Source organism: Jiangella anatolica (assembly GCF_003236295.1).
GTDB lineage: Bacteria > Actinomycetota > Actinomycetes > Jiangellales > Jiangellaceae > Jiangella > Jiangella anatolica.
In genome coordinates, this window is record NZ_POTW01000105.1 from 1 (window position 1) to 22,676 (window position 22,676).

Annotated in this window: 17 protein-coding genes; 6 read left to right on the plus strand and 11 right to left on the minus strand. The window is 73.9% G+C overall.

Annotated features, from left to right (window positions below; all coding sequences use genetic code 11):
• The 6 genes from C1I92_RS28265 to C1I92_RS28290 all read right to left on the minus strand — a co-directional run.
• Window positions 1-1,236 (minus strand): ATP-dependent DNA ligase (locus C1I92_RS28265; protein WP_111257974.1); only part of this gene is annotated, 1,236 nt, incomplete at its 3' end.
• Window positions 1,237-1,328: 92 nt separating this feature from the next.
• Window positions 1,329-2,720, minus strand: a complete 1,392-nt coding sequence (locus tag C1I92_RS28270) for a S1C family serine protease (RefSeq protein ID WP_111257975.1) — start codon at window positions 2,718-2,720, stop codon at window positions 1,329-1,331.
• A 40-nt stretch (window positions 2,721-2,760) separates the two neighbouring features.
• Window positions 2,761-4,251: a HAMP domain-containing sensor histidine kinase gene (locus C1I92_RS28275; protein ID WP_199521673.1), complete on the minus strand. Its 1,491-nt coding sequence runs from the start codon at window positions 4,249-4,251 to the stop codon at window positions 2,761-2,763.
• Window positions 4,248-4,937, minus strand: a complete 690-nt coding sequence (locus tag C1I92_RS28280; RefSeq protein ID WP_111257976.1) for a response regulator transcription factor — start codon at window positions 4,935-4,937, stop codon at window positions 4,248-4,250. The genes C1I92_RS28275 and C1I92_RS28280 overlap by 4 nt, the downstream gene beginning before the upstream one ends.
• Before the next feature lie 125 nt (window positions 4,938-5,062).
• Window positions 5,063-6,019: a hypothetical protein gene (locus C1I92_RS28285; RefSeq protein WP_111257977.1), complete on the minus strand. Its 957-nt coding sequence runs from the start codon at window positions 6,017-6,019 to the stop codon at window positions 5,063-5,065.
• A 321-nt stretch (window positions 6,020-6,340) separates the two neighbouring features.
• A complete protein-coding gene (locus C1I92_RS28290) occupies window positions 6,341-7,258 on the minus strand; it encodes a Gfo/Idh/MocA family protein (RefSeq protein ID WP_111257978.1) in 918 nt (305 codons plus the stop codon).
• Window positions 7,259-7,319: 61 nt separating this feature from the next.
• Here C1I92_RS28290 and C1I92_RS28295 point away from each other — a divergent pair, with 61 nt between their 5' ends.
• The 4 genes from C1I92_RS28295 to C1I92_RS28310 all read left to right on the plus strand — a co-directional run bounded on the left by C1I92_RS28295 (window position 7,320) and on the right by C1I92_RS28310 (window position 12,479).
• Window positions 7,320-9,968 (plus strand): bifunctional acetate--CoA ligase family protein/GNAT family N-acetyltransferase, encoded by a 2,649-nt coding sequence (locus C1I92_RS28295; RefSeq protein ID WP_438940540.1) that lies wholly within the window; start codon window positions 7,320-7,322, stop codon window positions 9,966-9,968.
• 161 nt (window positions 9,969-10,129) lie between these two features.
• Window positions 10,130-10,711 carry a DUF5998 family protein gene (locus C1I92_RS28300; RefSeq protein ID WP_111257980.1) on the plus strand — a complete coding sequence of 194 codons (582 nt, stop codon included), beginning with the start codon at window positions 10,130-10,132 and terminating at the stop codon, window positions 10,709-10,711.
• Window positions 10,712-10,714: 3 nt separating this feature from the next.
• On the plus strand, window positions 10,715-11,821 hold the full coding sequence (locus tag C1I92_RS28305; RefSeq protein WP_111257981.1) for an alkaline phosphatase family protein: 1,107 nt from the start codon (window positions 10,715-10,717) through the stop codon (window positions 11,819-11,821).
• Between the two features lie 7 nt (window positions 11,822-11,828).
• Window positions 11,829-12,479, plus strand: a complete 651-nt coding sequence (locus tag C1I92_RS28310) for a thymidine kinase (protein WP_111257982.1) — start codon at window positions 11,829-11,831, stop codon at window positions 12,477-12,479.
• Between the two features lie 67 nt (window positions 12,480-12,546).
• On the opposite strand, the gene C1I92_RS28315 is transcribed toward C1I92_RS28310, so the two are convergent.
• The 5 genes from C1I92_RS28315 to C1I92_RS28335 form a co-directional block, all read right to left on the minus strand.
• Window positions 12,547-12,996, minus strand: coding sequence for a peptidase associated/transthyretin-like domain-containing protein (locus C1I92_RS28315; RefSeq protein WP_111257983.1), 450 nt, complete (start codon window positions 12,994-12,996; stop codon window positions 12,547-12,549).
• Window positions 12,997-13,007: 11 nt separating this feature from the next.
• Window positions 13,008-13,655 carry an RNA polymerase sigma factor gene (locus C1I92_RS28320; protein ID WP_199521675.1) on the minus strand — a complete coding sequence of 216 codons (648 nt, stop codon included), beginning with the start codon at window positions 13,653-13,655 and terminating at the stop codon, window positions 13,008-13,010.
• 443 nt (window positions 13,656-14,098) lie between these two features.
• The gene (locus tag C1I92_RS28325) at window positions 14,099-17,899 is read right to left on the minus strand and encodes a phosphodiester glycosidase family protein (RefSeq protein ID WP_111257984.1); all 3,801 of its coding nucleotides are present in this window, start codon (window positions 17,897-17,899) and stop codon (window positions 14,099-14,101) included.
• 167 nt (window positions 17,900-18,066) lie between these two features.
• The gene (gene sepH / locus C1I92_RS28330) at window positions 18,067-19,188 is read right to left on the minus strand and encodes a septation protein SepH (protein ID WP_158564306.1); all 1,122 of its coding nucleotides are present in this window, start codon (window positions 19,186-19,188) and stop codon (window positions 18,067-18,069) included.
• Window positions 19,189-19,287: 99 nt separating this feature from the next.
• The gene (locus tag C1I92_RS28335) at window positions 19,288-20,577 is read right to left on the minus strand and encodes a D-arabinono-1,4-lactone oxidase (protein ID WP_111257986.1); all 1,290 of its coding nucleotides are present in this window, start codon (window positions 20,575-20,577) and stop codon (window positions 19,288-19,290) included.
• 15 nt (window positions 20,578-20,592) lie between these two features.
• Between C1I92_RS28335 and C1I92_RS28340 the strand changes: the two genes are divergently transcribed.
• Together C1I92_RS28340 and C1I92_RS28345 are read left to right on the plus strand one after the other, a co-directional pair.
• Window positions 20,593-21,696: a ferrochelatase gene (locus C1I92_RS28340; RefSeq protein ID WP_111257987.1), complete on the plus strand. Its 1,104-nt coding sequence runs from the start codon at window positions 20,593-20,595 to the stop codon at window positions 21,694-21,696.
• Between the two features lie 23 nt (window positions 21,697-21,719).
• The gene (locus C1I92_RS28345; protein WP_111257988.1) at window positions 21,720-22,514 is read left to right on the plus strand and encodes an inositol monophosphatase family protein; all 795 of its coding nucleotides are present in this window, start codon (window positions 21,720-21,722) and stop codon (window positions 22,512-22,514) included.
• The last annotated feature ends 162 nt before the right edge of the window (window positions 22,515-22,676 follow it).

A 22,676-nucleotide genomic window follows, 5' to 3' on the forward strand; every position in this document is an offset into this window, starting at 1 on the left:
GTCGAGGGCACCGAGGTGCAGGTTGGACAGCCACCCCTGCCGCCGGCCGTGCCCCCACTCCGCGGCCAGGATCGCGAGGTCCAGCGTGTGCCGCGGCTTCACCTTCAGCCACCCCGCGCCGCGCCGCCCGGCCTCGTAGGGCACGTCGAGCCCCTTGACGATCACGCCCTCGTGCCCCAGAGCGATCGCGGAGTCGAAGAACCCCCGCGCTTCGTCGAGAGACGCGGTGACGATGCGCGGCACCCGTACCGACTCGGGAACGACGGAGGACAGCGCGGCCCAGCGTTCGGTGCCCGGAGCGCCGATCAGGTCCGCACCGTCGACGTGCAGGGCGTCGAAGACGAAGAGGGAGAGCGGGACCTTGGCCCGCGCCGCCGCGACGTCGACCCGGCTGCTCACCCGCGAGCCGGTGCGCTGGAAGGGGAGCGGACGGCCGGACGGGTCCAGCGCGATGGTCTCGCCGTCCAGCACGACCGACCGGACGGGGAGCGCGAGCGCCGCCTCGACCAGCTCGGGCACGTTGCCGGTGATGTCGTCGAGGGTCCGGGTGAACACGGCGACGTCGGAGCCGTCGCGGTGGATCTGCACCCGCACGCCGTCGACCTTCCACTCGACGGCGACGGGACCGCCGGCGCGACCGAGCGCGTCGGCCAGGTCGGGCGAGGGGGAGGCCAGCATCGGGCGCAGCGGCGACCCGACCGTCAGCCGGAACCGCGCGAGCCCCTCAGGTCCCGAGGCCAGCACCGCGGCCGCCACCGGCACGAGCGCCCCCGCGACCGTGACCGCCCGCCGCACGTCCGCGGCCGGCACCTCGGAAGCCCGGGCCACCGCCTCGGTCAGCACGCCGTCGAGCGCGCCCTGGCGCAGCTCGCCGGAGACCAGCCCGGCCAGCAGCCGCTGCTCGGGTGGCGTGGCGCGGGCCAGCAGCTCCCGGAACCGCTCGCGCCGTGTGGCCGTCGAGCCCTTGCCGGACAGCTCGGCCAGAGCCGCGAAGGCGGCGTCGACCTCCAGCACGTCCAGCGTCGCGGCGCCGGCCGCGGGCGGCAGGTCGCGCAGCGAGGCGTAGCCCAGGCCGGTACGGCGCTGGCGCAGCTCGCCGGCGAGATAGCTGGCGACGACGGCCGCCTCGTCGGGCGCGGCCCGGCGCAGGCAGCCGGCCAGCAGGTCGATCTTCGCCAGCCGCCCGGAGACCCCGGCGACGGCGGCGGAGGTGTCGGCGACGTCCTTCAGCAGCACGCTCCCAGTCTGCACCCCACCACCGACAGGAACGCCCCCTCAGAACACGCACCAGGTTCTGAGGGGGCGTCCGGTCCGGACGACGGCGTGGCTCAGCTGGTCTGCGCGTCGCTGCCCAGGGTCACCGTGGTGGTGTTCTCCTGGCCGTCGCGCACGTAGGTCAGCTCGATCTCGTCGCCGGGACGGTGCGACCGGACGGCCGCGATCAGGGAGGTCGCGTCGGTGACGACACGGTCGCCGACGTGCGTGACGACGTCGCCCTCCTGCAGTCCGGCGTCGGCGCCCGCGCTGCCCTCGTTGACCTGGGCGATCTGGGCGCCGCGGACGTCACCCTGGGCGTCGCCGACACCCACGCCGATCTGCGCGTGGGTCGGCTCGTCGCCGTTGCGCAGCTCCTCGATGATCGGCTTGGCCTGGTCGATCGGGATGGAGAAGCCCAGGCCGATCGAGCCGTTGCCGCTGCCGGTGGTGAGGATCGCGCTGTTGATGCCGACCACCTGGCCGTCCATGTTCACCAGCGGCCCGCCCGAGTTGCCGGGGTTGATCGGCGCGTCGGTCTGCACGGCGTCGATGACGGAGTTCACGCCGGCCTGCGGCTGCCCCTCGCTGCTGGCCGCCATCGGGCGGTTCAGCGCGGACACGATGCCGGTGGTGACGGTGCCGTCCAGGCCCAGCGGGGACCCGATCGCGACGACCTGCTGGCCGACGGAGAGGTCCCCGGAGTTGCCCAGCTCGGCCGGCTGCAGGCCGGACACGTCCTGCGCCTTGATGACGGCGAGGTCGGTGAGCGGGTCGGTCCCCACCACCTCGGCCTCCGCCGTGGTGCCGTCGGAGAACGTCACCTGGACGGTGCCGCCCTCGCCGACGCTCTCGACCACGTGGTTGTTGGTGACGATCTCGCCGTCGGAGGAGATGATGAAGCCGGTGCCGCCGGCCTCGCCGAACTGGCTCTGCACGGTGATCGACACGACGCTGGGCAGCACGTCGGCGGCGACGGCCGAGACGCCCGTCAGGTCCGACGTCTGCTGGCTGGTGCCGCTGGAGCCGGTGAGGTCGCTGCGGGTCACGGCGTCGCCGCCGGAGTCGGCGTTGTCGTCGTCGGCGACGTAGGCCGCGACACCGGCGCCGGCCGCGCCGCCGATGATCGCGCCGAGCGCGACGCCGGCCAGCACGAGCGGGGCGCGACGGCGCTTGGGCTCGGGCTTGCGGTCCTCGCCGGACGGCGGCTCGTGCGGCGGCGGGGAGCCGGCCGCGCCGGCCTCGGTCGCCTCGACCGGCTCGGCGGGAGCCGTGGGAGCGGCGCCGGACGGCGGCGGCGTGGACCACCCGCTGCGCGGCAGCTCGGTGGTCGGCGCCGTGGTGGGCGCCTGGGGCGTCGAGCCGGCCGGGGTGCCCGCCGGGGGCGGAGGCACCGGTGCGGCCGGCAGCGTCGTGGTGGAGGCCGAGCCCTCGGGCCGGCCGGAGGTGCGGGTCACGTCGTCCATGTCTCCACGGTGCCCGTGATCTCTGAGAGCAGGCTGAGAGTCAGTCAAGAGCAGCCGAAGAAGCAGCCGGCAGCCGCATCGTCAGGCGCGCGCCGCCCGACGGGGCCCGCCCGGCCTCGACGCTGCCGCCGTGCCGCTCCGCCGCCGCCTTGACGATGGCCAACCCCAGCCCGGAGCCGGGCAGCCCCCGCGCCTCGGACGACCGGTAGAAGCGGTCGAAGACGCGCGGCAGGTCCTCGTCGGCGATGCCCGGGCCCTCGTCGCTGACGTCCAGGACGCCGTCGCGAAGCGTGACGGTGACGGTGCCGTGCGGCGGGCTGAACTTGGCCGCGTTGTCGAGCAGGTTCGTGGCGGCGCGGCCGAGCTGGGTGGCGTCGCCCTGGACCGGCCAGCTGCGCAGGTCGGCGGAGAACGCGACGCCCGGGGCCCGGCGGCGCACCCGGCTCAGCGCGTCGCGGACCACGTCGGCCAGGTCGATCCGCTCGTGCGACGCGGCCGGCGCGTCCTCGCGGGACAGCTCGACGAGGTCGCCGACCAGCGTGGACAGCTCGACCGCCTGGGCGCGCGTGTCGGCGATCAGCTGGGCCCGGTCGGCCTGGGACATGCCGCCGCGGGCCTCGCTCTGCGCCAGCAGGTCGAGGTTGGTGCGCATGCTGGTCAGCGGCGTGCGCAGCTCATGCCCGGCGTCGGCGACCAGCCGCGACTGGCGCAGCCGGGCCTCGCTCAGCGCCGTCAACATCGCGTTGAACGCGTGCGCCAGCCGGGCGATCTCGTCGCTGCCGGTGACCTCGATCGGCTCCAGCTGCCCGGTGGCGGCGACGTGCTCGGCGGCCTGGGTGAGCTTCCGGACGGGGCGCAGCCCGGCCCGCGCGATGGACAGCCCGGCCCACGTGGCGAGCACGATGCCGACGCCGCCGGCGATGAACGACACGAGCCGCAGCCGGTCCAGCACCTCGTCGGTCTGCGCGGTCGGCTGGGCGAGCACGAGCGCGTACTCCGCGCCGCGCAGGTCCCGGCCGGCCGGTACGGCGACGACGCGGAACGGCTCGCCGTCGAGGTGGAGGGTGCGCACGCTCTGCTCCTCCGACCCCTGGGCGACGGCGAGCTCGTCGCGGCCCATGGGCGGGCTGCTGCGGTCGTCGGCGGTGAACGGCTGGCCGTCCTGGCGCAGCAGCGCGATCCGCAGGTCGGCGGCCAGGATCGCCTCGGCCGGTTGGTTGACCAGCTGGCCGGGGTCGCCGAACGGGGTCGACACCGCCTGCTGGGCGCGGTCGAGCAGGTTGGCGTCGACCGACGACTGGAGCTGCGAGGAGACGGTGAGGTACGCGGCCAGCGCCGTCAGCGTGACGGCCAGGCCGACGCCGAGCGCGGCCAGCGCGCCGACCCGGGTGCGCAGCGACAGCCGCGACGCGAACCCGGGCGTGGACCGGCCGCCGGACGGCTGCTCGGCCTCCTCAGGGGGTTTCGGCGGCGGCGGGGGCGGGACGGCGTTCGACGGCGACCAGACGCGGCGGGCGGCGTCGCTGGTCACGGCGGATCCTCCCGGGCGACGTAGCCGACGCCGCGGACGGTGTGGATGAGCCGCGGCTCGTCCTGCTCCTCGGTCTTGCGGCGCAGGTACCCGACATAGACCTCCAGCGAGTTCGCCGTCGTCGGGAAGTCGTAGCCCCACACCTCCTCCAGGATCCGGTCGCGGGTCAGCACCTGGCGCGGGTGCCGCAGCAGCAGCTCCAGCAGCGAGAACTCGGTGCGGGTGAGCCGGATCGGGCGGCCGCCGCGGGTGACGTCGCGGGTGACCGGGTCCAGCACGAGGTCGCCCATGCGCAGCTGCCGTCCCTCGGCGGGGTCGGCGGCCGGCGCGGCCCGGCGCAGCAGTGCGCGCAGCCGGGCCAGCAGCTCCTCCAGCGCGAAGGGCTTGGGCAGGTAGTCGTCGGCGCCGGCGTCCAGCCCGGACACGCGGTCGGAGACCTCGTCGCGGGCGGTCAGCATGAGGATGGGCAGGTCGTTGCCGGCGGCGCGGAGCGCGCGGCAGGTGGCAAGACCGTCCAGCCGCGGCATCATGATGTCCAGGACGACGGCGTCCGGCGGGTCCGCGCTGATCGCCCGGAGCGCCTCCTCGCCGTCGGCCGCCAGCTCGATCTGGTAGCCGTTGAACGCCAACGACCGGCGCAGCGACTCGCGCACGCCGGGGTCGTCGTCGACGACTAGTACTCGCATGCCCTCAGTCTGCCCGTCCGACGTGAGAATCGCCTGAGAGCACGCGGAACGACGACGGCGGCGGACGACCCTCCGGGAAGGAGGGCCGTCCGCCGCCGAGGTGTCAGCTAACGGCTAGGCCGGGTTCAGCTGAAGGCGGGGCCGGCAGCCTCGGCCGCGTCGGACGCGACCTCGGAGCGGGCCTCGGCGTCGGCCTTGGCCTCTGCCTTGCGGTCAGACGCCACGTCGGCCTCGACGTCGGCCGCGCGGGACCGGGCCGCCGCGGCGGCAGCCTGACCCGAGTTGTCCTCGCCACGAACGCGGTTGTTCGAGACGGAGACGGCGCCGGTGTTGTCCGCGACGGTGAAGTCGCCCCGGATGACGTTGTCGGACACGTACACGTCGGCGGAGTTGCCGGTGACGCTCAGGTCGCCGCCGAACGCGTTGAAGCCGCAGCCGGTCAGCGGGGCGGAGGCGCCGATCTGGAGGATCTCGCCGCTGCCACTGAACGAGGCGTCGCCGTCGATCTCCGACAGGCACAGGACGCCACCCTGCTCGGCGCCGGTCACCGAGTAGGTGCCCTCGATCACGGTGTCGTAGACGTCGGTCAGGGTGTCGCCGGTGGTTGCGAGGTTCCGGGTGACCCAGCCACTCTCGATGAAGGTCTCACCGTTCGTGGAGGTGACGCTGCGAGCGTGGCTCGAGCCGACCGAGTAGAAGAACCCGGAGTCGGTGGCCGCGACGTTGTTGCCCAGGGTGCTGTCCTCGGCGTACGTGCCGTACGCCGCGGTCAGGGTGGTGGTGCCGGTGACCGACGTGCCGACGACGTCAGCGAAGCCGTTCGACAGGACGCGAACGTTGCCGTTGACGGTTGCGCCGTCGAGCAGCAGGTTGGCGTCGGCGCGAACGGTCACGTTGCCGTTGATGACGACGTTGGTGAGCTCGCACGACTTACCGGCGGCCACGACGAGGTCACCGGGTACCGTGACATCGGCTGCGACGCCGTCACAGAACGTGGTCAGTGCGGCCTGGGACGGCGCGGCGAAACCGACGGCCATGAGACCGGCGGCTGCAGCCGTCAGGGCGATCTTGCGGTAGCGCATGTGCGCTCCTCTCTGCGGATCCTGCGGATGGTGCGTGAATGACGCGTTCCCCGTGCGATGCGTCGCCGACGCCGGCCGGGTCACGGACCTTCGTCGAGACGGATCGCGCGAGGAGGGGTAGAGGGCTCTGTGCGCGAGATTCAGTTGTCAAAACCGAGTCGAAGCGGCAGATACCCCCCGGCTCCAAAACGGAGACTTGGTACGACGTGCACTCTTTCCGGGAAATGACGATCATGTCAAGGTTTAGCCCGCATTTCGGGGTCACTTGTCGACCCGAGTTCGCTTGGGCGACACGCTCTCAGCGGGCCGCGCCGGCGGCGTTCATCGCGACGACATTTCCCCGTCCTGCCGCGCCCGGTCGAGATCGTCTTGCGCCCGGACCAGGACGTCCAGCACCCGTGCGCCGAACTCCAGGCCGTGCGGATGCGCCGGCGCGCCGGGCCGGGCCGCGGCGGTCAGCTCGGCGACGGCCGTGCTCAGCGCCGTGACGACGTCGGTCGGCTGGTCCGGGAGGATGGCGTGCCCGGCGCCGCCCCACACGCGCGCGTAGGAGAGGCCGGCCGCCGCCGGGAGGTTCTGCGAGACGGTGACGGTGCTCGACGCGCCGCCGCGGTGGCCCAGCACGAGGTGTGTGGTGCCGAGCGGGTCCTCGTGCGCGGCGACCGACTGGACCGGCTCCAGCAGGCTCAGCAGGATCGACAGCGCGTGTGGCGCGACGTCCCACAGCGCGCCGTCGCGCTCCAGCCGCCACGGCGTGGAGAAGACGCCCTGCTCGCGCTGCGCCGAGCCCAGCGTCAGCGCGGTGCCGCCCTCCCACGGGTGCTCGACGGCGGCCGCGCGGCAGGAGGCCAGCCACTCGCGCACCTCGGGCCGGAACAGCTGGGTGAAGAACACGACGCTGGCCACTCCGGAGGCGTCGGCGGCGTCGGTGAGCGCCCGGCCGCCGGCGGCGTCGTGCGCGATCGGCTTCTCCAGCAGCAGGTGCTTCCCGGCCGCGGCGGCGGCCGTCGCGTACTCGGCCTGGACGTCCGGCGGGACGGAGAACTCGACGGCGTCGACGTCGGCCAGCAGCTCGTCGAACGAGCCGTAGGCCCGCACGCCGAACTCGTCGGCGAGGGCTGCCGTCTTGCCGGGGTCGCGGCCCCACACGCCGCCGAAGGTCACGCCGTCCGTCGCCGCGAGGGCGGAGGCGTGGGCCACCCGGGCCCAGTGTCCGGTGCCGACCAGTCCGAAGCGCATGACCGGACCTTACCGGCGCCCGGAATGTGCCGGGTTCCGGCGGCCCGGGAAGCTAGCCTGGGTGACCGTGGAGGAAGCGGCGGTCTATCCCGCGCACTGGGAGGCCGACGTCGTGCTGTCCGACGGCGCGACGGCGCACCTGCGGCCGATCACGCCGGCCGACGCCGAGCGGCTGGTCGAGTTCTACGCCCGCGTGAGCGACCGGTCCAAGTACTACCGCTTCTTCGCCCCGTACCCGACGCTGACCAGGCGCGACGTCGAGCGATTCACGAACGTCGATCACCGCGACCGGGTGGCGATGATCCTGATGGTCGGCGACGCCATGATCGCCGTCGGCCGGTACGAGCGGCTGGACGCCACCGACGCCGAGGTGTCGTTCCTGGTCGAGGACGAGCACCAGGGCCGCGGCGTGGGCAGCGTGCTGCTGGAGCACCTGGCCCAGGCCGCCCGCGAGCGCGGGATCCGCCGGTTCGTCGCCGACATCCTGCCGGCCAACCACAAGATGATCGACGTCTTCGCCGACGCCGGCTACACCGTCGACAACAGCTACGAGGACGGCGTCGTCCACGTGGAGTTCGGGATCGCGCCGACCGGCAGCTCGCTGGAGGTGATGGCGGCGCGCGAGCACCGGGCCGAGGCACGCTCGATCGAGCGGCTGCTGACTCCCCGGTCGGTCGCGGTCATCGGCGCCAGTCGATGGCGGGCCAAGATCGGCCAGACGCTGGTCCGCAATCTCGTGCTGGGCGGCTTCACCGGCCCGGTCTACGCGGTCAACCGGGAGGCGACGGCGATCACCGGGCTGCCCGCGTACAAGAGCGTCCGCGACGTCCCCGGCGAGGTGGACCTCGCGCTGGTCGCCGTCCCCGCCGACGCCGTCGCCGAGGTGGTCCTCGACTGCGCCGCGAAGGGCGTGCACGGGCTGGTCGTCGTGTCGTCCGGGTTCGCCGAGACCGGTGAGCCGGTCGGGCGGGCCCGGCAGGCCGAGCTGGTGCGGCTGGCCCGCGCGCACGGCATGCGCATCGTCGGGCCGAACTGCCTGGGCATCGTCAACACCGACCCGGCGTTCTCGCTGAACGCGTCGCTGGCCGGCACCGTGCCGCCGGCCGGGCGGGTCGGGCTCTTCGCCCAGTCCGGCGCGCTGGGCAGCGCGATCCTGGCCGACGGCGCCGCCCGCGGCCTCGGCGTGTCGACGTTCGTGTCAGCCGGCAACCGGGCCGACGTGTCCGGCAACGACCTGCTGCAGTACTGGCGCGACGACCCGGCCACCGAGGTCGTGCTGCTGTACCTGGAGTCGCTGGGCAACCCGCGCAAGTTCTCCCGGCTGTCCCGCGCGGTCGCCGAGGTCAAGCCGGTCGTGGCGGTGAAGAGCGGCCGGTCCACCCAGGGCGTGCCGCTCGGGCACACCGTCCGGCCGATCGAGGCGCCGGCCGACGCGCTGGACGCGATGTTCCGGCAGTCCGGCGTGATCCTCGTCGACACCATCCCGGAGATGTTCGACGTCGCGCAGGTGCTGGCGTTCCAGCCGCTGCCGGTCGGGCGCACCGTCGCGGTGCTGGGCAACTCCGGGGCGCTGTGCCTGCTGGCCGCCGACGCCGCCGTCAGCGCCGGGCTGGACGTCTACGGCGACCCGGTGGCCTTCGGCGCCGGCGCGAGCGCCGACGACTACCGCAAGGCTCTGCGCGCCGTCGTCGACGAGCCCGCCGTCAGCTCCGTCCTCGTCGTGTACGCGCCGGCCGTCGACGCGCCCGGCGGCGACGATGTCGCGGCCGCGCTGGGCGAGGTGGCCGCGTCGGCCGGCAAGCCCGTCGTGACGACGTTCCAGGGCCAGCGCGGCGTGCGCGGGCCGGGCGGGGTGCCGTCGTACCCGTCGCCGGAGGAGGCCGCCCGCGCCCTCGGCCACGCCACCGCGTACGCCGAGTGGCGCAGGCGCAGCCATGGCAAGGTGCCGCGGCTGGACCGCTGCGACGCCGCGGCCGCCCGGAAGCTCGCGCGCGGCGTGCTGAGCGCGCCGGACACCGACCCGGGCGCGGGCACGGAGCTGGACCCGACCCGGCTGCGCGACCTGCTCGCGGCCTACGGCGTCGACCTGCTGCCGATGCTGCCGGCGCCGACGCTGGACGACGCGCTGGCGGCGCTGTCGGAGCTGGGCGGCGAGGTGGTGCTCAAGGCGACGTCGCCGCGGCTGCGCCACCGGCCCGACCTTGCCGCCGTCTGGCGCAACATCGACACCGCGGACGAGCTGCGCGACGCTTGGGCGACGATGGCGCGGACGCTGGCCGACCCGGCCGAGGCCGGCTTCGTCGTGCAGCCGATGGCGCCCGGCGGCGTGCCGGTGTCGATCCGGGCCTGGGAGGACCCGATGTTCGGCCCGGTGGTCTCGTTCGGTCTGTCCGGGGTGGCGTCGGACCTGCTGGGGGACCGGTCCTACCGGATCCCGCCGCTGACCGACCGGGACGCCGCGGAGATGGTCCGCGAGGTGAAGGCGGCCGCCTTGCTCATGGGCTACCACGGCGGCATCATGGCCGACCTGGGTGCGGTGGAGGACCTCGTCCACCGGATGTCACGGCTGGTCGACGACGTGCCGGAGGTGCGCTCGGTGGAGCTGGACCCGGTGCTGGCCGCCGAGTCCGGGCTGACGGTCGTCAACGCCTCCGCACGGCTGGCGGCGCCGGCCGGACGGCAGGACTGGTACACGCGGCGGCTGCCGTGACAATGACGGGCCCGAGGAGGGTCATGCAATACCGACGGGTGATGGGGGGCCGAAGGCCTCCCTGAGCCCTCGGTCCAGGGCGTATGTGGACAGGAGAGAGTTCGTGGTTGTTGCATGACCCGAACTCTGAACGAGAGCACTGAGCGTGCGAGGATGGTGGGATGGCGGATACAGGGACGCGTGAGGGGCTTCGCCTGGCCATCCAGGAGGCCGGCTACTACCCCGACCTCGTCGCGGACATGCTCGAGACCTCGCTGGCCGGCGAGGCGGTCAACTCCTACGTCGTGCACCACGAGCCGCACTTCGACCGCGACGAGCTGCGCCGGCACGTCAGCGTGCTGGTGCTCACCCCGACGCGGCTGATCGTCGGCCATACCGACGAGTACCCCTCCGACGACACGCACGACGTGCCGTACGCCACCACGTCGACCGAGGCCGTCCCGCTGGACCGGGTCACATCGGTCGTGGTCAGCCGCACGGTCACCTCGCCGGCCGCGTACCGCACCGGGACGCCGGCGCTCGACGTCGTGCTGACGGTCGGCTGGGGCGCGATGAGCCGCATCGACCTCGAGCCCGCCACCTGCGGCGACCCCGACTGCGAGGCCGACCACGGCTACACCGGCGCACTGACGTCCGACGACTTCACGCTGCGGGTCAGCGAGGCCGGCGACGGCAGCGGCCGGGTCCGCGACCTGCTGACGTTCGCCCGCGCGCTGTCCGCCGCCACCATCAGCGTGCGGTGACCGGTGCCGCTGCCGCGTTACGGCGAGGGCGCCCTCGCTGACCTGCTGCCGTCCGTGCTGGCCGCGCTCGGCGTCCCGGACGAGGTCGACCTGCTGGGCCTGCCGCCGGCCCGACGCTACTGCGTCCTGCTGGTCGACGCGCTCGGCTGGAACCTGCTGCGCGCCCACCCGGCCCAGGCGCCGTTCCTGACGTCGCTGGCCGGCCGGTCCATCACCACCGGCGCGCCCACCACGACGGCGAGCAGCCTGGCCAGCCTCGGCACCGGGCTGCCGCCGGGCAAGCATGGCATCGTCGGCTACACCTCGCGGGTGCCGGGCGGCGACGGCATCTTCAATGCGCTCAAGTGGGACCCGCCGCTGGACCCGCTGACCTACCAGCCGTACCCGTCGCTGTTCGACCGCGCGTCCCGGTCCGGTGTGGCGACGACGGTCATCGGGCAGAGCAGCTTCCGCGACACCGGCCTGACCCGCGCGGCGATGGGTGGCCCGTTCCGGTCGGCCAACACGTACGGCCAGCGGGTCGCCGCGGCCGTCGAGGGGTCCTCCGGCGCGACGCCGTCGCTGGTCTACGTCTACGACGGCGACCTCGACTACACCGGCCACCAGCACGGCTGGCGCTCGGCCGCGTGGCGCTACCAGCTGGCGATCGTCGACCGGTTCGCCGAGCAGCTCTACGACGAGCTGCCGGCCGGCACCGTCCTCGTGGTCACCGCCGACCACGGCATGGTCGACGTCGACTCCGACCGCCGGGTCGACGTCGACGACGTGCCGGCGCTGCGCGAGGGTGTGGCGCTGGTGGCCGGCGAGGCCCGGTTCCGGCACGTGTACGCGCTGCCCGGCGCGGCGTCCGGCGACATCGCCGACGCGTGGCGGTCGGTGCTCGGGGACCGGGCCGAGGTGCTGACCCGGGGCGAGGCGGTCGCGGCCGGTTGGTTCGGCGCGGTCGAGGCGCGGGTGGCGGAGCGGATCGGCGATGTCGTCGCCTCGGTGCACGGCGACTGCGCGGTCGAGCGGCGCAGCGTGTTCCCCGTCGAGACCCGGCTGCGCGGGCTGCACGGGGCGCTCAGCGAGGACGAGCTCATGGTGCCGCTGCTCGTCGGGGAGGCGTGACACCGGCGTGGCGGACCTGATCTTCTTCACCGGGACGATGGACTGCGGCAAGTCCACGCTGGCGCTGCAGACCGACTACAACCACCGCCGCCGCGGGCTGGCCGGGCTGATGCTGACCTCGCACGACCGGGCCGGCGAGGCGACCGTGTCCAGCCGTCTCGGGCTGTCCGCCGACGCCGTCGAGGTGTCGCCGTCGACGCAGGTGTGGGCGCTGGTGGCGGCCCGGCTCACGGCCGGCGCCCGGATCGACTACGTCATCGGGGACGAGGCCCAGTTCTACACGTCCGAGCAGGTCGACGACCTCGCGAAGGTGGCCGACGAGCTGGACGTGCCGGTGTACGCGTTCGGGATCCTCACCGACTTCCGCACCCGGCTGTTCCCGGGCTCGGCGCGGCTGGTCGAGCTGGCCGACCGGATCGAGACGCTGCAGGTCGAGGCGCTGTGCTGGTGCGGCCGCCGGGCGACGCACAACGCCCGCACGGTCGGCGGCATCATGGTCACCGAGGGCGAGCAGGTCGTCGTCGGCGACACCGACGGAGCCGGCGTGGTCGGCTACGAGGTGCTCTGCCGGCGCCATTACCGGCGCCGGATGACGGCGGCCAGCGCCCGGGTGGCCGACACCGGCGCCGAGCCGCTCCCGTTCGCCGCTTCCCCATGATCATCGGCGATCGCCCACACCATGACGTGGGCGATCGCCGATGATCATGGGGACGGTCGGCGTAACGTCAGATGCTCACCCAGCTGGTGACGACGGCCGGGCGGTCGTCGTCGAAGCGGCAGCTCACCGAGATGGGGCCGGCGGCGACCGGCGCGGCGCGGAACCGGCCGTCGGCGTCGGTCGTGACCGAGACGACGCCGTCGGCGTGCCGCACCTCGACCGTCGCCGCTCCGGCCGCGACGACCTGGCCCATGATCCGGTGCGCTCCGGCGTCGCGGGTGACCTCGAGCACGACGACGGTGTCGCCGGCGGTGAACGTCAGCAGCCGCGGCGCCTCGGTGGCGGAGCGGATGGCGACCGGCTCGGTGGCGGAGTCGGCGATCAGCTCGGCCAGCTCGGCGTCGGCCGTCCGCCACGTCAGGCTCGCCTTGGCGGCGTCGATGAGCCGTTGCGGCGGCGGGTCGGTGGTCTCGATGACCTCGCGGAGCGCCTCGACCAGGCGGTCGTCGTCACGCATGGGTGCCCCCTTCAGCGCCGGCCGGTACGCGGGTGGGCGTGGGCCGGGCCGGTGTCGTTCGTGTCGCCGGCGGTGTCGCCGCCGCTGTTCGTGTCGCGGCTGGTCGTGTCGCCGTCGTGGAGGATCCGGCGCAGGTGCTCGAGGCAGCGCTGCCGGGTCGGGCCGACGCTGCCGACGGGCATGTCGAGCTCCGCCGCGACGTCGGTGTAGCGCGGGTCGGCGGCCGCGACGGTGAGCCGCAGCAGGTCCTGGCAGCGTGGCCGCAGCCGCTGGAACGCACGCAGCAGCGTGACCTGCTCCTCGCGGGCGAGCAGCGCCTCGACCGGGCCGGGATCTGGGGCAGCGGCATCCTGCGCGTGGTCGTCCATGTCCAGGACGGGCAGCTCGGCGCCGACGCGGCGCAGCAGCCGCAGGCACTCCCGCCGGGCCGTGGTGACCAGCCAGGCCGCCAGCCGGTCCGGCTGGACCAGCCGCTCCAGGTTCTCGACCAGGCGCAGCCAGGTGCTCTGGAAGGCGTCCTCGGCGTCGCCGCCGTGCAGCCGGTGGCTCCGGACGACCGCCCACACGAGCGACGCGTGAGCGTCGACCAGGCGGTCCCAAGCGAGCTGGTCGCCCCTGGACGCAGCCCGGACGAGCTCACTGACGGACAGATCGGCCACCGCCCCGAGTATAGATGCAGGTAGATCGCCGTCAGTGACGGGCACGTGCCCCCGGGCGTGGCGAACCACGCCCTGCCCACGTACCCGTCACCCCCCGTTGTGCTGACCATCGCAGCAGCCCCCCGGCTTCACAGACGTTGTACGAGCAGACGTCGTGGACGCCTGCGTCGCCTGGCTGCGAGGATCTCGACGACGCGGTTTCTCGAAAGAGCCCGCCACGGTTCCAGGGGAGCGAGGCCGCCACGCACGGGCTGGTCGGGTGCGGCCGGACGTCGTGCCGATGTCATGCCGCCTCCCTCAGGTGTGCGCGACGCGGTCCGGAGGTCCCTGGTCCGCGGAACGCCGCCTGGTGGCCAGTTTCGGCGTTCACAGATACAGAGCGCGGGGGAGCGCCCCAGATACATCCGGATGAGAGTTTTTTCAGATTTCTCCGTTTCCGCAGGTCAGTCCTGCGCGGGGCGGTCGCCGTCGGTCGTGGGCGGGACGGCGGGGACGCCGGTGAGCGCGACCTCGACGGCCCCGCCGGGGGCGTTCGTCTCGACGACGAGGTCCGCCTCCGACCTGCCCGGCGCGGACGGGGCGAACCGGACCGGGACGTCGCAGGACGCGCCGGGGGCGATCGGCGCCGCGGTGCACGCCGACGGGTCCGCCAGGGCGAACTCGTCCGCCGTCACCGACAGCCCGGACACCACCAGCGGCCGCTCGCCCGTGTTGGTGAGCGTCACCTGCTGGACGGCGCCGTCGGTCGCCAGGCCGGTGAACACCGGCGCCGTCGCGTCGACGCGCGCGCCCGGGCCGGCGGCGGCCACCACGCGCACCGTCGTCCGTCCCGTCACCGGCGCCAGCGACGCCTCGCCCGTGTAGGGCCGCATCGAGTCGTTCGTGACCTCGAGCGTCACCTCGCCGGTGCGCAGCCCGGTCAGCTGACGCGTCACCGGGTCCAGGATCGCGACCTTGCCCTGCTCACGAGCCCGCCGGACGGCCGCGTCGCCGGAGCCGACGGCCAGGTCGTCGTCGCCGGACCAGTGCACCGACATCGGGTACGCCAGCGGCACCACCCGGCTGCCCGGCAGCACGCCGGACGGCTGCACGACGTGCCCGCCGACGGTGACCGCGCGGCCGACCTCGACCGTCTCCGGCGCCTCGACGACGACCTCCTGGGCGAACGCCCGGACGTCGGCGCTGAGCCACTGCTGCGCGCCGGATCCGTCGCCGTCGACGCTCCACTCGATCCAGCCGGTGAAGCCGCCCCGGTCCGGGGTGCCGTACGGCGCCTTGCCCGACGACGGGTGGACGAGGTACGCGACGCCCTCCTGCCGCTGGACGTCGACGATCTGGGCGTGCGAGCCGACCATCGCCGCGCCCTTGTCGCTCTCGGTCCGGAACTCGGCCAGCAGCTGCTCGATCAGCCGGACCTCCATCCGGTCGCCGAGCTGGCTGGCGTCGGTCTCGGCCGGGTCGTCGACCGGGTGGTGGGCGAAGACCATGACGTTGCTGACGGCGTCGTCCTCGGCCGCGGTCGCCAGCGCCTCTCGCAGCATCGGCAGCTGGTCCCAGTCCGAGCCGCGCAGGCTCCCCAGCGCGCTGTTCAGCAGGATGAACCGGGTGCCCTTGTGGTCGAAGGTCCGGTACGGCTGCCCGAACTCGGCCTCCCACGCGGCCAGCGTCGACTGCGTGTTGCCGACGCCGTAGGACTCGTGGTTGCCCGGCACGTAGTAACAGGGGACGGTGCCGGGGTCGTCGTCGGGCTCGGCCCCGACAGCGACGAGGTCGCAGCCGCCCTCCTCGAGCGTGGCCCGGGCCAGCGCGATGTCCTCGGGCAGGCCGCGGTCGACGATGTCGCCGTTGAGCACGACGAGGTCCGGCCGCTCGGCCCGGATCCGGTTCAGAGCGGCGACGGCGACCTGGGTGAGGTCCGGCGCCGACGCGGTGAACTGCACGTCGGACAGCGTCGCGAAGGTCCAGTCCGCGCCCTGCGGTGCCCGGCCGTCGGCCGAGATCAGCGGGTCGGCGCGCAGCGGCTCCTGCGCGGGCAGGTCGATCTGCGACGGCACGTCCGCCTCCAGCCCGCCGATGACGAACCGGCCCGGCACCTGCTGGGCGACCGCGGTGTTGATGCCCTGGAAGGAGTTGAACCGGATCGGGAACACCGCCGTCGACGGGATCGTGAACGTCGCGTACTGCCAGTCCGGCGACGGCTGCAGCCCGGTGCCGTAGACGCCGACGGAGTTGCCCTCGGCGTCCCAGAAGCCGGCGTAGGTGAGCCCGCTGGGGATGAACACGTCGGACTTGATCTTCAGCCGGACCCGCAGCGGCTGGCCGGGGATCTCCACCCAGCGGCTCGGGTTGCTGGCGGCGGTGATGCCCTTGTTGCGGGCGGCGCCGAACTCCAGCCGGATGCCTTCCGGGTCGTCGAGGATGTCCATCCGCACGCCGGCGGTGCCGTTGCGGGTCCACCGGCCGTTGGCGGCGTAGTCGTCCTGGAAGTCGTACACCTGGACGGTCTGGACACCGACGGTCACCGGCAGCTTGACGGTCTGGCCGGCGACGCTCAGCTCGACGACGGTGCCGCCGGCGGCCAGCGGCGTGACCAGCAGGCCGGTGCCGGACGGGGTGATGTCGACGACGTCCTCGTCGTAGCTCAGGTCGAGGTCGACGTACTCGACGGGTGCGGCGTAGCCCTGCGCGTCCCGGCCGGTGACCTCGACCTGGACGGCGTTGGCCGGGGTCGCGTCGCTGATCGAGATGCGGTCGGTGGACAGCTCCAGCGAGTGCAGCGGGCCGAGCAGCTCGATGCTGCGGACGCCCTGCGCCGCGCCGGCGGTGGCGTGGACGACGACGCGGCCGCGCCGGCCCTCCGGCACCGCGAGCACCGAGCCGTCGAACGTGCCGCCGCTGCTGCGCCACCGGACGGCGGCGGGGTCGAGCGCGACCGGGGTGAGGTGGTTGTCGACGGCCTTCGCGGTGAGCGTGCGGTGCAGGCCGGGGAACGCGCGCGCGTCCTCCTCGCCCGGCGTGATGACCAGCTGCTTGGGCCGGCCGTTGCCGGGCGCGACGAAGAGGCCGACGCCGTTCGGGTCCGGCCGCTCCGAGCCGTCGGACGGGCTATTGCGGACGGTCGCGGTGTCCTCGCCGAGCGGGCGGGCCACCATCGACGTCGAGCCGCCGCCGTCGAGGTTCCAGGCCTGCTCCGCGCCGAGGCGGACCATGAACCGGGCCAGCTCGCGCATCGTCATGCCGTTGACCGGAGACTGCCGCCCGTCGTTCGTGACCAGCAGCATCGTCCGGCCGTCGTCCTTGAAGCCGATGACGGTGCGCGGGTGGACGGCGGTGTCGAGCTCGGAGTCGGGCCGGGCGACGCCGTCGCGGACCAGCTCGCGGTTGGAGCCGATGACGAAGCGCATCTGCCGGGCGATCTCGTCGCTGAGCGCGTAGCTGAGCGTGACGCTGTCGCCGGGCGCCAGCGTGCGGATCGCGGCCGCTCCCGCTTCCCGTCCGACCAGCACGAACGCGCCGTCGGGGATGGCGCCCGTGCCGGCCGTGCTCGGGTCGACGGCGACGACCTTCTCGTCCTGGACCAGCACGGACGCGACGTCGGTGGCGCCGCTGACACCGATCGCGCGGCTGTACGTGCCCCAGGCGGGCGTGTAGGCGATGATCGCGTCGCGCGGCGAGCCGGACATCGTGTTCGACGCGTTCAGCGACACCACGTCGTGCGCGGCGCCGCCGAACGTCGCCGTCGCGTCCAGCGTCATGTCGACCGCGCGGCCGACGCCGTCCAGGTCGACGCCGATGTGCGACCAGCTGCCGTAGTCCGACGACTTCAGCAACTCGCCGTCGCGGACCTCGGCGCCCAGCGGCGCGCCGGAGTTGTTGATGTCGAAGAAGTCGCCGTTGACGCCGGCGACCGCGCCCGCCTCGTTCACCATCGTGCTTGTCGGCGCTCGGTCGGTGACGTGGTCGCCGGCGATCAGGTCGCTGGTGACGGCCGGGTCGGCCAGGTCGGCGGTGAGGATGTGCTGGTCGTACCAGCCGGTCGGGGTGACGGAGGTCAGCTCGCGCAGCGTGATGCCGGGGCCGATCTGCTCGGTCCGGTCGACCAGCTCGATCGCGTCGTCGGTCAGCGCCGGTCCGTCGTCGGCCGCGGCCGCGGGTACGGTGCTGAGCAGGCCGAACGCGACGGTGGACGCCGTCAGCGCTGACAACGACGTCAGCAGGCGACGTCGTGCTGTGGTGCTCGACATTGGCTTCCCTTGGGAGAGAGGTATAGGCCAATGTCATTGAAGTGGATTGGCGCGCCTTGTCCGAGACGCACCATTTGCGGCGAACCGAACTTTGGATGAACCGCCCGGGGACGCGGAACGGCCCGCCTCGTCACGAGGACGAGACGGGCCGTGGAGCCGAGCGGCCGTCAGTCGTTCTTGCGGCGGCCGAACATGATCTCGTCCCAGCTGGGGACGCTGGGCCGGCCCTTGCGCGACGAGCTGGTCTTGCGGGCCGGCGGAGTGGACTCGTCCGCGGTCGGGGCGAGGTCGGCGGCCGGCTCGTCGTCGCTCTCGACGTGCTGGGCGATGTCGCTGAGCCGCAGCCGCTCGCTCGTCGCCTGGTCGTCCGGCTCGGCCGCGGGCGCGGGCTCCGGGGCCTGGTCGTGGAACAGATCCGGCTCGCGGCGACGGCGCTCGCGGCCGGGCCGGCTGGTGCGCCGGGTACTCCGGCGGGCGGTCGTCGACGGGATCGGCGTGGTGTTCTCGAACTCGTCGTCGTCCTGGTGGTCCTCGTCGACGTCGCGGACGAGGCCGCGCACCGGGCCGACGCCGGCGCCGCCGGGGCGGAGGAAGGCGGGCAGGTCCGGGCCCTCGTCGTCGTCCGGCTCGGGCGCGGCGTCGGCCGCGCCGCCGCCGACGACGGACAGCCGGGCCGGACCGGCCGGCACCTGGGGCTCCGGCGGGGCGGGCGCCTCGGCGGGCAGCACGCCGGCGATCGAGCGGGCGTTGTCGTCCTCGGGCACGACGGTGCGGCCGGACGGGTCGAACGAGAAGAGGGCGGAGTCCTCCTCCTCGCCGGCCCAGGCGAACCTGACCAGCCAGCGGCCGTCCTCACGCCGCCACGCGTCCCACTCGACGAGGTCGGGGTCGGCGCCGTGCGTCTTGGCGGTTGCCCCCGCGGCGACCTCCAGCGTCTGCGGCGGGCCGTCGCCGCCGAGCCGGCGCACCGTGGCCTGCCGGGCCCGGCCGGCGATGTGCTCGCGCTCGGCGAGGACGGGGCCGGCGAAGCGCTCGACCTTCTCGCGCGGCATGCCCGCGACCGCGGCCACGGAGTCGACGGACTCACCCGCCCGGATGCGTGCCTGGATGTCGCGTGGACGTAGCTGGCTTTCGAGCCGGATATCCAACTGTCCCAACCTCGCTCGGTCGCCTCGGATCGCGGCGTGCAGGCGGTCGTCCACCCGCAACGCCAGCTGTTCACCGTCGTGTCCGGAGAGGATGAGGTGGGCGCCGTCCTCACTGACCGCGATCAGTCGAAGCTCACGCATCATCCTCACCTCCGATCACGACTGCCATCCATCGTCACCCGCGGCACCGGGTCGAACCAAGCCGCCACGCCGCCACCGGCCGGTCTGACAAGCACCTTTTCACTCGCCCAGCACCTGGTCGAGGTAGTCGTTGGCCATGATCCGGGCCGGGTCGACCCGATCACGCACCGCCCGGAACATCCCCATTCGCCGGTAATGATCGCGAAGATACCCTGAATCGCGGGTATGGAGCTTTCCCCAGTGCGGCCGGCCGCCGTACGCGGTCCACAGTTTCTCGACGGCGGCGAACCAGCCGGTGTAGTCCGTGCGGGGGTAGGCGTGCGTCGCGACGTAGACCGTGTCGCGCTCGTAGGCGGGGGAGAGCCAGACGTCGTCGGCGGGCGCCAGCCGGATCTCGACGGGGAACGCCACCCGCCACGGCCCGCGCGCCGTCAGCTCGCGCAGCTCCCGCAGGGCGGCCGGCGCGGCGGAGCGGGGCAGCGCGTACTCCATCTCGTGGAACCGGACCCGCCGGGTGCTGGTGAACACCCGCGGCGCGGCGTCGACGAACGTGCGGGCGCCGATCAGCCGGGCGGCGACGGCGTTGACGGCCGGCGTGGTCTTCGGCGCGGCCCGGGTCAGCCGCTGCACCAGCGCCAGCCCGGCGTTCTCGACGACGTCGCCGGACCACCAGGCGGCGACGGGGTTCGGCGGGGCGGCCGGCTCGCCGGTACGCCGGTTCGTCGTGAGCTGCACGGCGTCGGTGAACGGCAGCCAGTACAGGTCGCAGTGGTCCGCGGCCTCCAGCTCGGCGAACCGCTCCACGACGGCGTCCAGCGTCGTCCGCTCCACCGTCGAGCGCAGCGTGAACGCCGGCTCCACCCGGAAGGTGACACTGGTCACGATGCCCAGCGCGCCGAGGCCGAGCCGCGCCGCCTGGAACAGCTCGCCGTCGTCGCCGGCCGACACCCGCGTGACGGTGCCGTCGGGCAGCGCCAGCTCCAGCGCGACGACCTGCTCCGACAGCGACGCGCTGACCCGGCCGCTGCCGTGGGTGCCGGTCGAGATCGCACCGGACACCGTCTGCACGGCGATGTCGCCCATGTTCGTCAGCCCGTAGCCGCGCTCGGTGAGCAGCGCGTTCAGCTCGTGCAGCCGGGTGCCGGCGCCGACCGTCGCCGTGCCCGCCTCGGTGTCGAGGGCGAGCAGGCCGCGCAGGCCGTCCAGCCGGACCTGCAGGCCGTCCGTCGCCGCGATCGGCGTGAAGCTGTGCCCGGCGCCCACCGGCTTCACCCGCAGGCCCTCGCGGGCCGCGGCGACGAGCGCCGCGGCGGCCTCGTCGGCACTGCCCGGGCGCTCGACGCGGACCGGGCGGGCCTGGACGGTGCGGGCCCAGTTCTGCCAGAGCATGGGCGTTAGGCTCTCATGGTGAGCATCACCGATCCGTACGACGCCCTCCTGGTGGTCTCCTTCGGCGGACCGGAGGGACAGGACGACGTCATCCCGTTCCTCGAGAACGTCACCCGCGGCAAGGGCATCCCGCGCGAGCGGCTGGAGGAGGTCGGCGAGCACTACCGGCTCTTCGGCGGGCGCAGCCCAATCAACGACCAGAACCGCGCGCTGATCGCCAACCTCGAGCACGAGCTGGCCGAGCGGAAGATCTCGCTGCCGGTCTACTGGGGCAATCGCAACTGGGACCCCTACCTCGCCGACGAGCTCGCCCGCATGCGCGACGACGGCGTCGAGCGGGTCGCCGCGTTCGTGACCAGCGCGTACGACTCGTACTCGGGCTGCCGGCAGTACCGCGAGGACCTGTGGCGCGCGGTGCAGAAGGTGGGCCCCGGCGCGCCGCGGATCGACCGGCTCCGGCACGCGTTCGACCACCCCGGCTTCGTGACGGCCAACGCCGACGGGGTCGTCGGCGCGCTCGGCGATCTGCCGCGCTCGGTCGCCGACAGCGCGCGCATCGTGTACGTCACGCACTCCATCCCGGTGACGATGGCCGAGACGTCCGGGCCCGCCGGCGGCGCCTACGTCGCCCAGCACCTGGCCGTGGCCGACGCCGTCAGCGCCCAGGTCGCCGCCCGGACCGGGGTCGGCCGGCCGCACGACCTCGTGTACTGCTCGCGCAGCGGCCCGCCGTCGATGCCGTGGCTGGAGCCCGACGTCAACGACCACCTGGCGGCGTTGGCCGCCGACGGCGTCGAGTCGGTCGTGCTGGCGCCGATCGGGTTCCTCTCCGACCACATGGAGGTCGCCTACGACCTCGACACCGAGGCGCTGGCGACGGCGAAGGAGCTGGGCATCGCGGCCGCCCGCGCGGCCACCGCCGGCACCCACCCCGACTTCGTCGACACCGTCATCGACCTGCTGCTCGAGCGGGCCGCCGTCGAGCGGGGCGAGTCCGTCGTGCGCGCCAGCATCGGCCCGCCCGGCCCCGCGGCCGACGTCGCGCCGGCCGGCTGCTGCCCCAACCTGCGCGAGGACCTGCCCGCCCTGTGCGGCGTCGACTCGCCGCCGTACCCGTGACGACCGCCACCGGAGGACCGCCCGTGCTCGCCGAGCTGCTCGCCCTGGCCGAGAAGACCGCCCGCGAAGCCGGTGACCTGGTCCGGGACCGGCGGGAGGCGGTCGAGCGGATGGCCGTCGCCGGCACCAAGTCCACACCCACCGACGTCGTCACCGAGTCCGACACCGCGGCCGAGGAGCTGATCCGCTCCCGGCTGTTCGCCGCCCGGCCCGACGACGGCTTCGTCGGCGAGGAGGACGGCGTCGTCGTGGGCTCATCAGGGGTCGACTGGGTGGTCGACCCGATCGACGGCACCGTGAACTACCTGTACGGCCTGCCGCAGTACGCCGTCTCCATCGCCGCCCAGGTCGACGGCGTCGTGCGGGCCGGCGTCGTGCACAACCCGGCCAGCGGCGAGACCTGGACCGCGGTGCTCGGCGGCGGCGCCTTCCTCGACGGCCGGCCGGTGCGGGTGTCGGCCTGCTCGTCGCTGTCGCTGGCGCTGGTCGGGACGGGGTTCGGCTACGACGCCGGGCGGCGGGCCCGGCAGGCGTCGGTGCTGCTCGACGTCGTGCCGGTCGTGCGCGACATCCGCCGGGCCGGGGCCGCGGCGCTGGACCTGTGCGCCGTCGCCTCGGGGCGGCTGGACGCGTACTACGAGCGCGGCCTGAACCCGTGGGACCTCGCCGCCGGCGGGCTGATCGCGGCCGAGGCCGGCGCCGTCGTCACCGGGCTGCGCGGTGCGCCGGCCGGCAACGACCTCGCACTCGCCGCGACGCCCGGCGTGGCCACCGAGCTGACGGCGCTGCTGGAGCGCCTCGGCGCCGACCACGACTGACCGCTCCCATGATCATCAATGATCCGCCCCCCATAGAGCCTGTTGCGTTTTGGCTCGGTGTGGCGTCTGGCCTGGTTGATCGTGGTTTGAGAGGGTGGCGGTCGTGGCGAAGGAGTACCGGTCGGTGGATCGTGACCAGGCGTTTTTGTTGCCGCCGTCGAT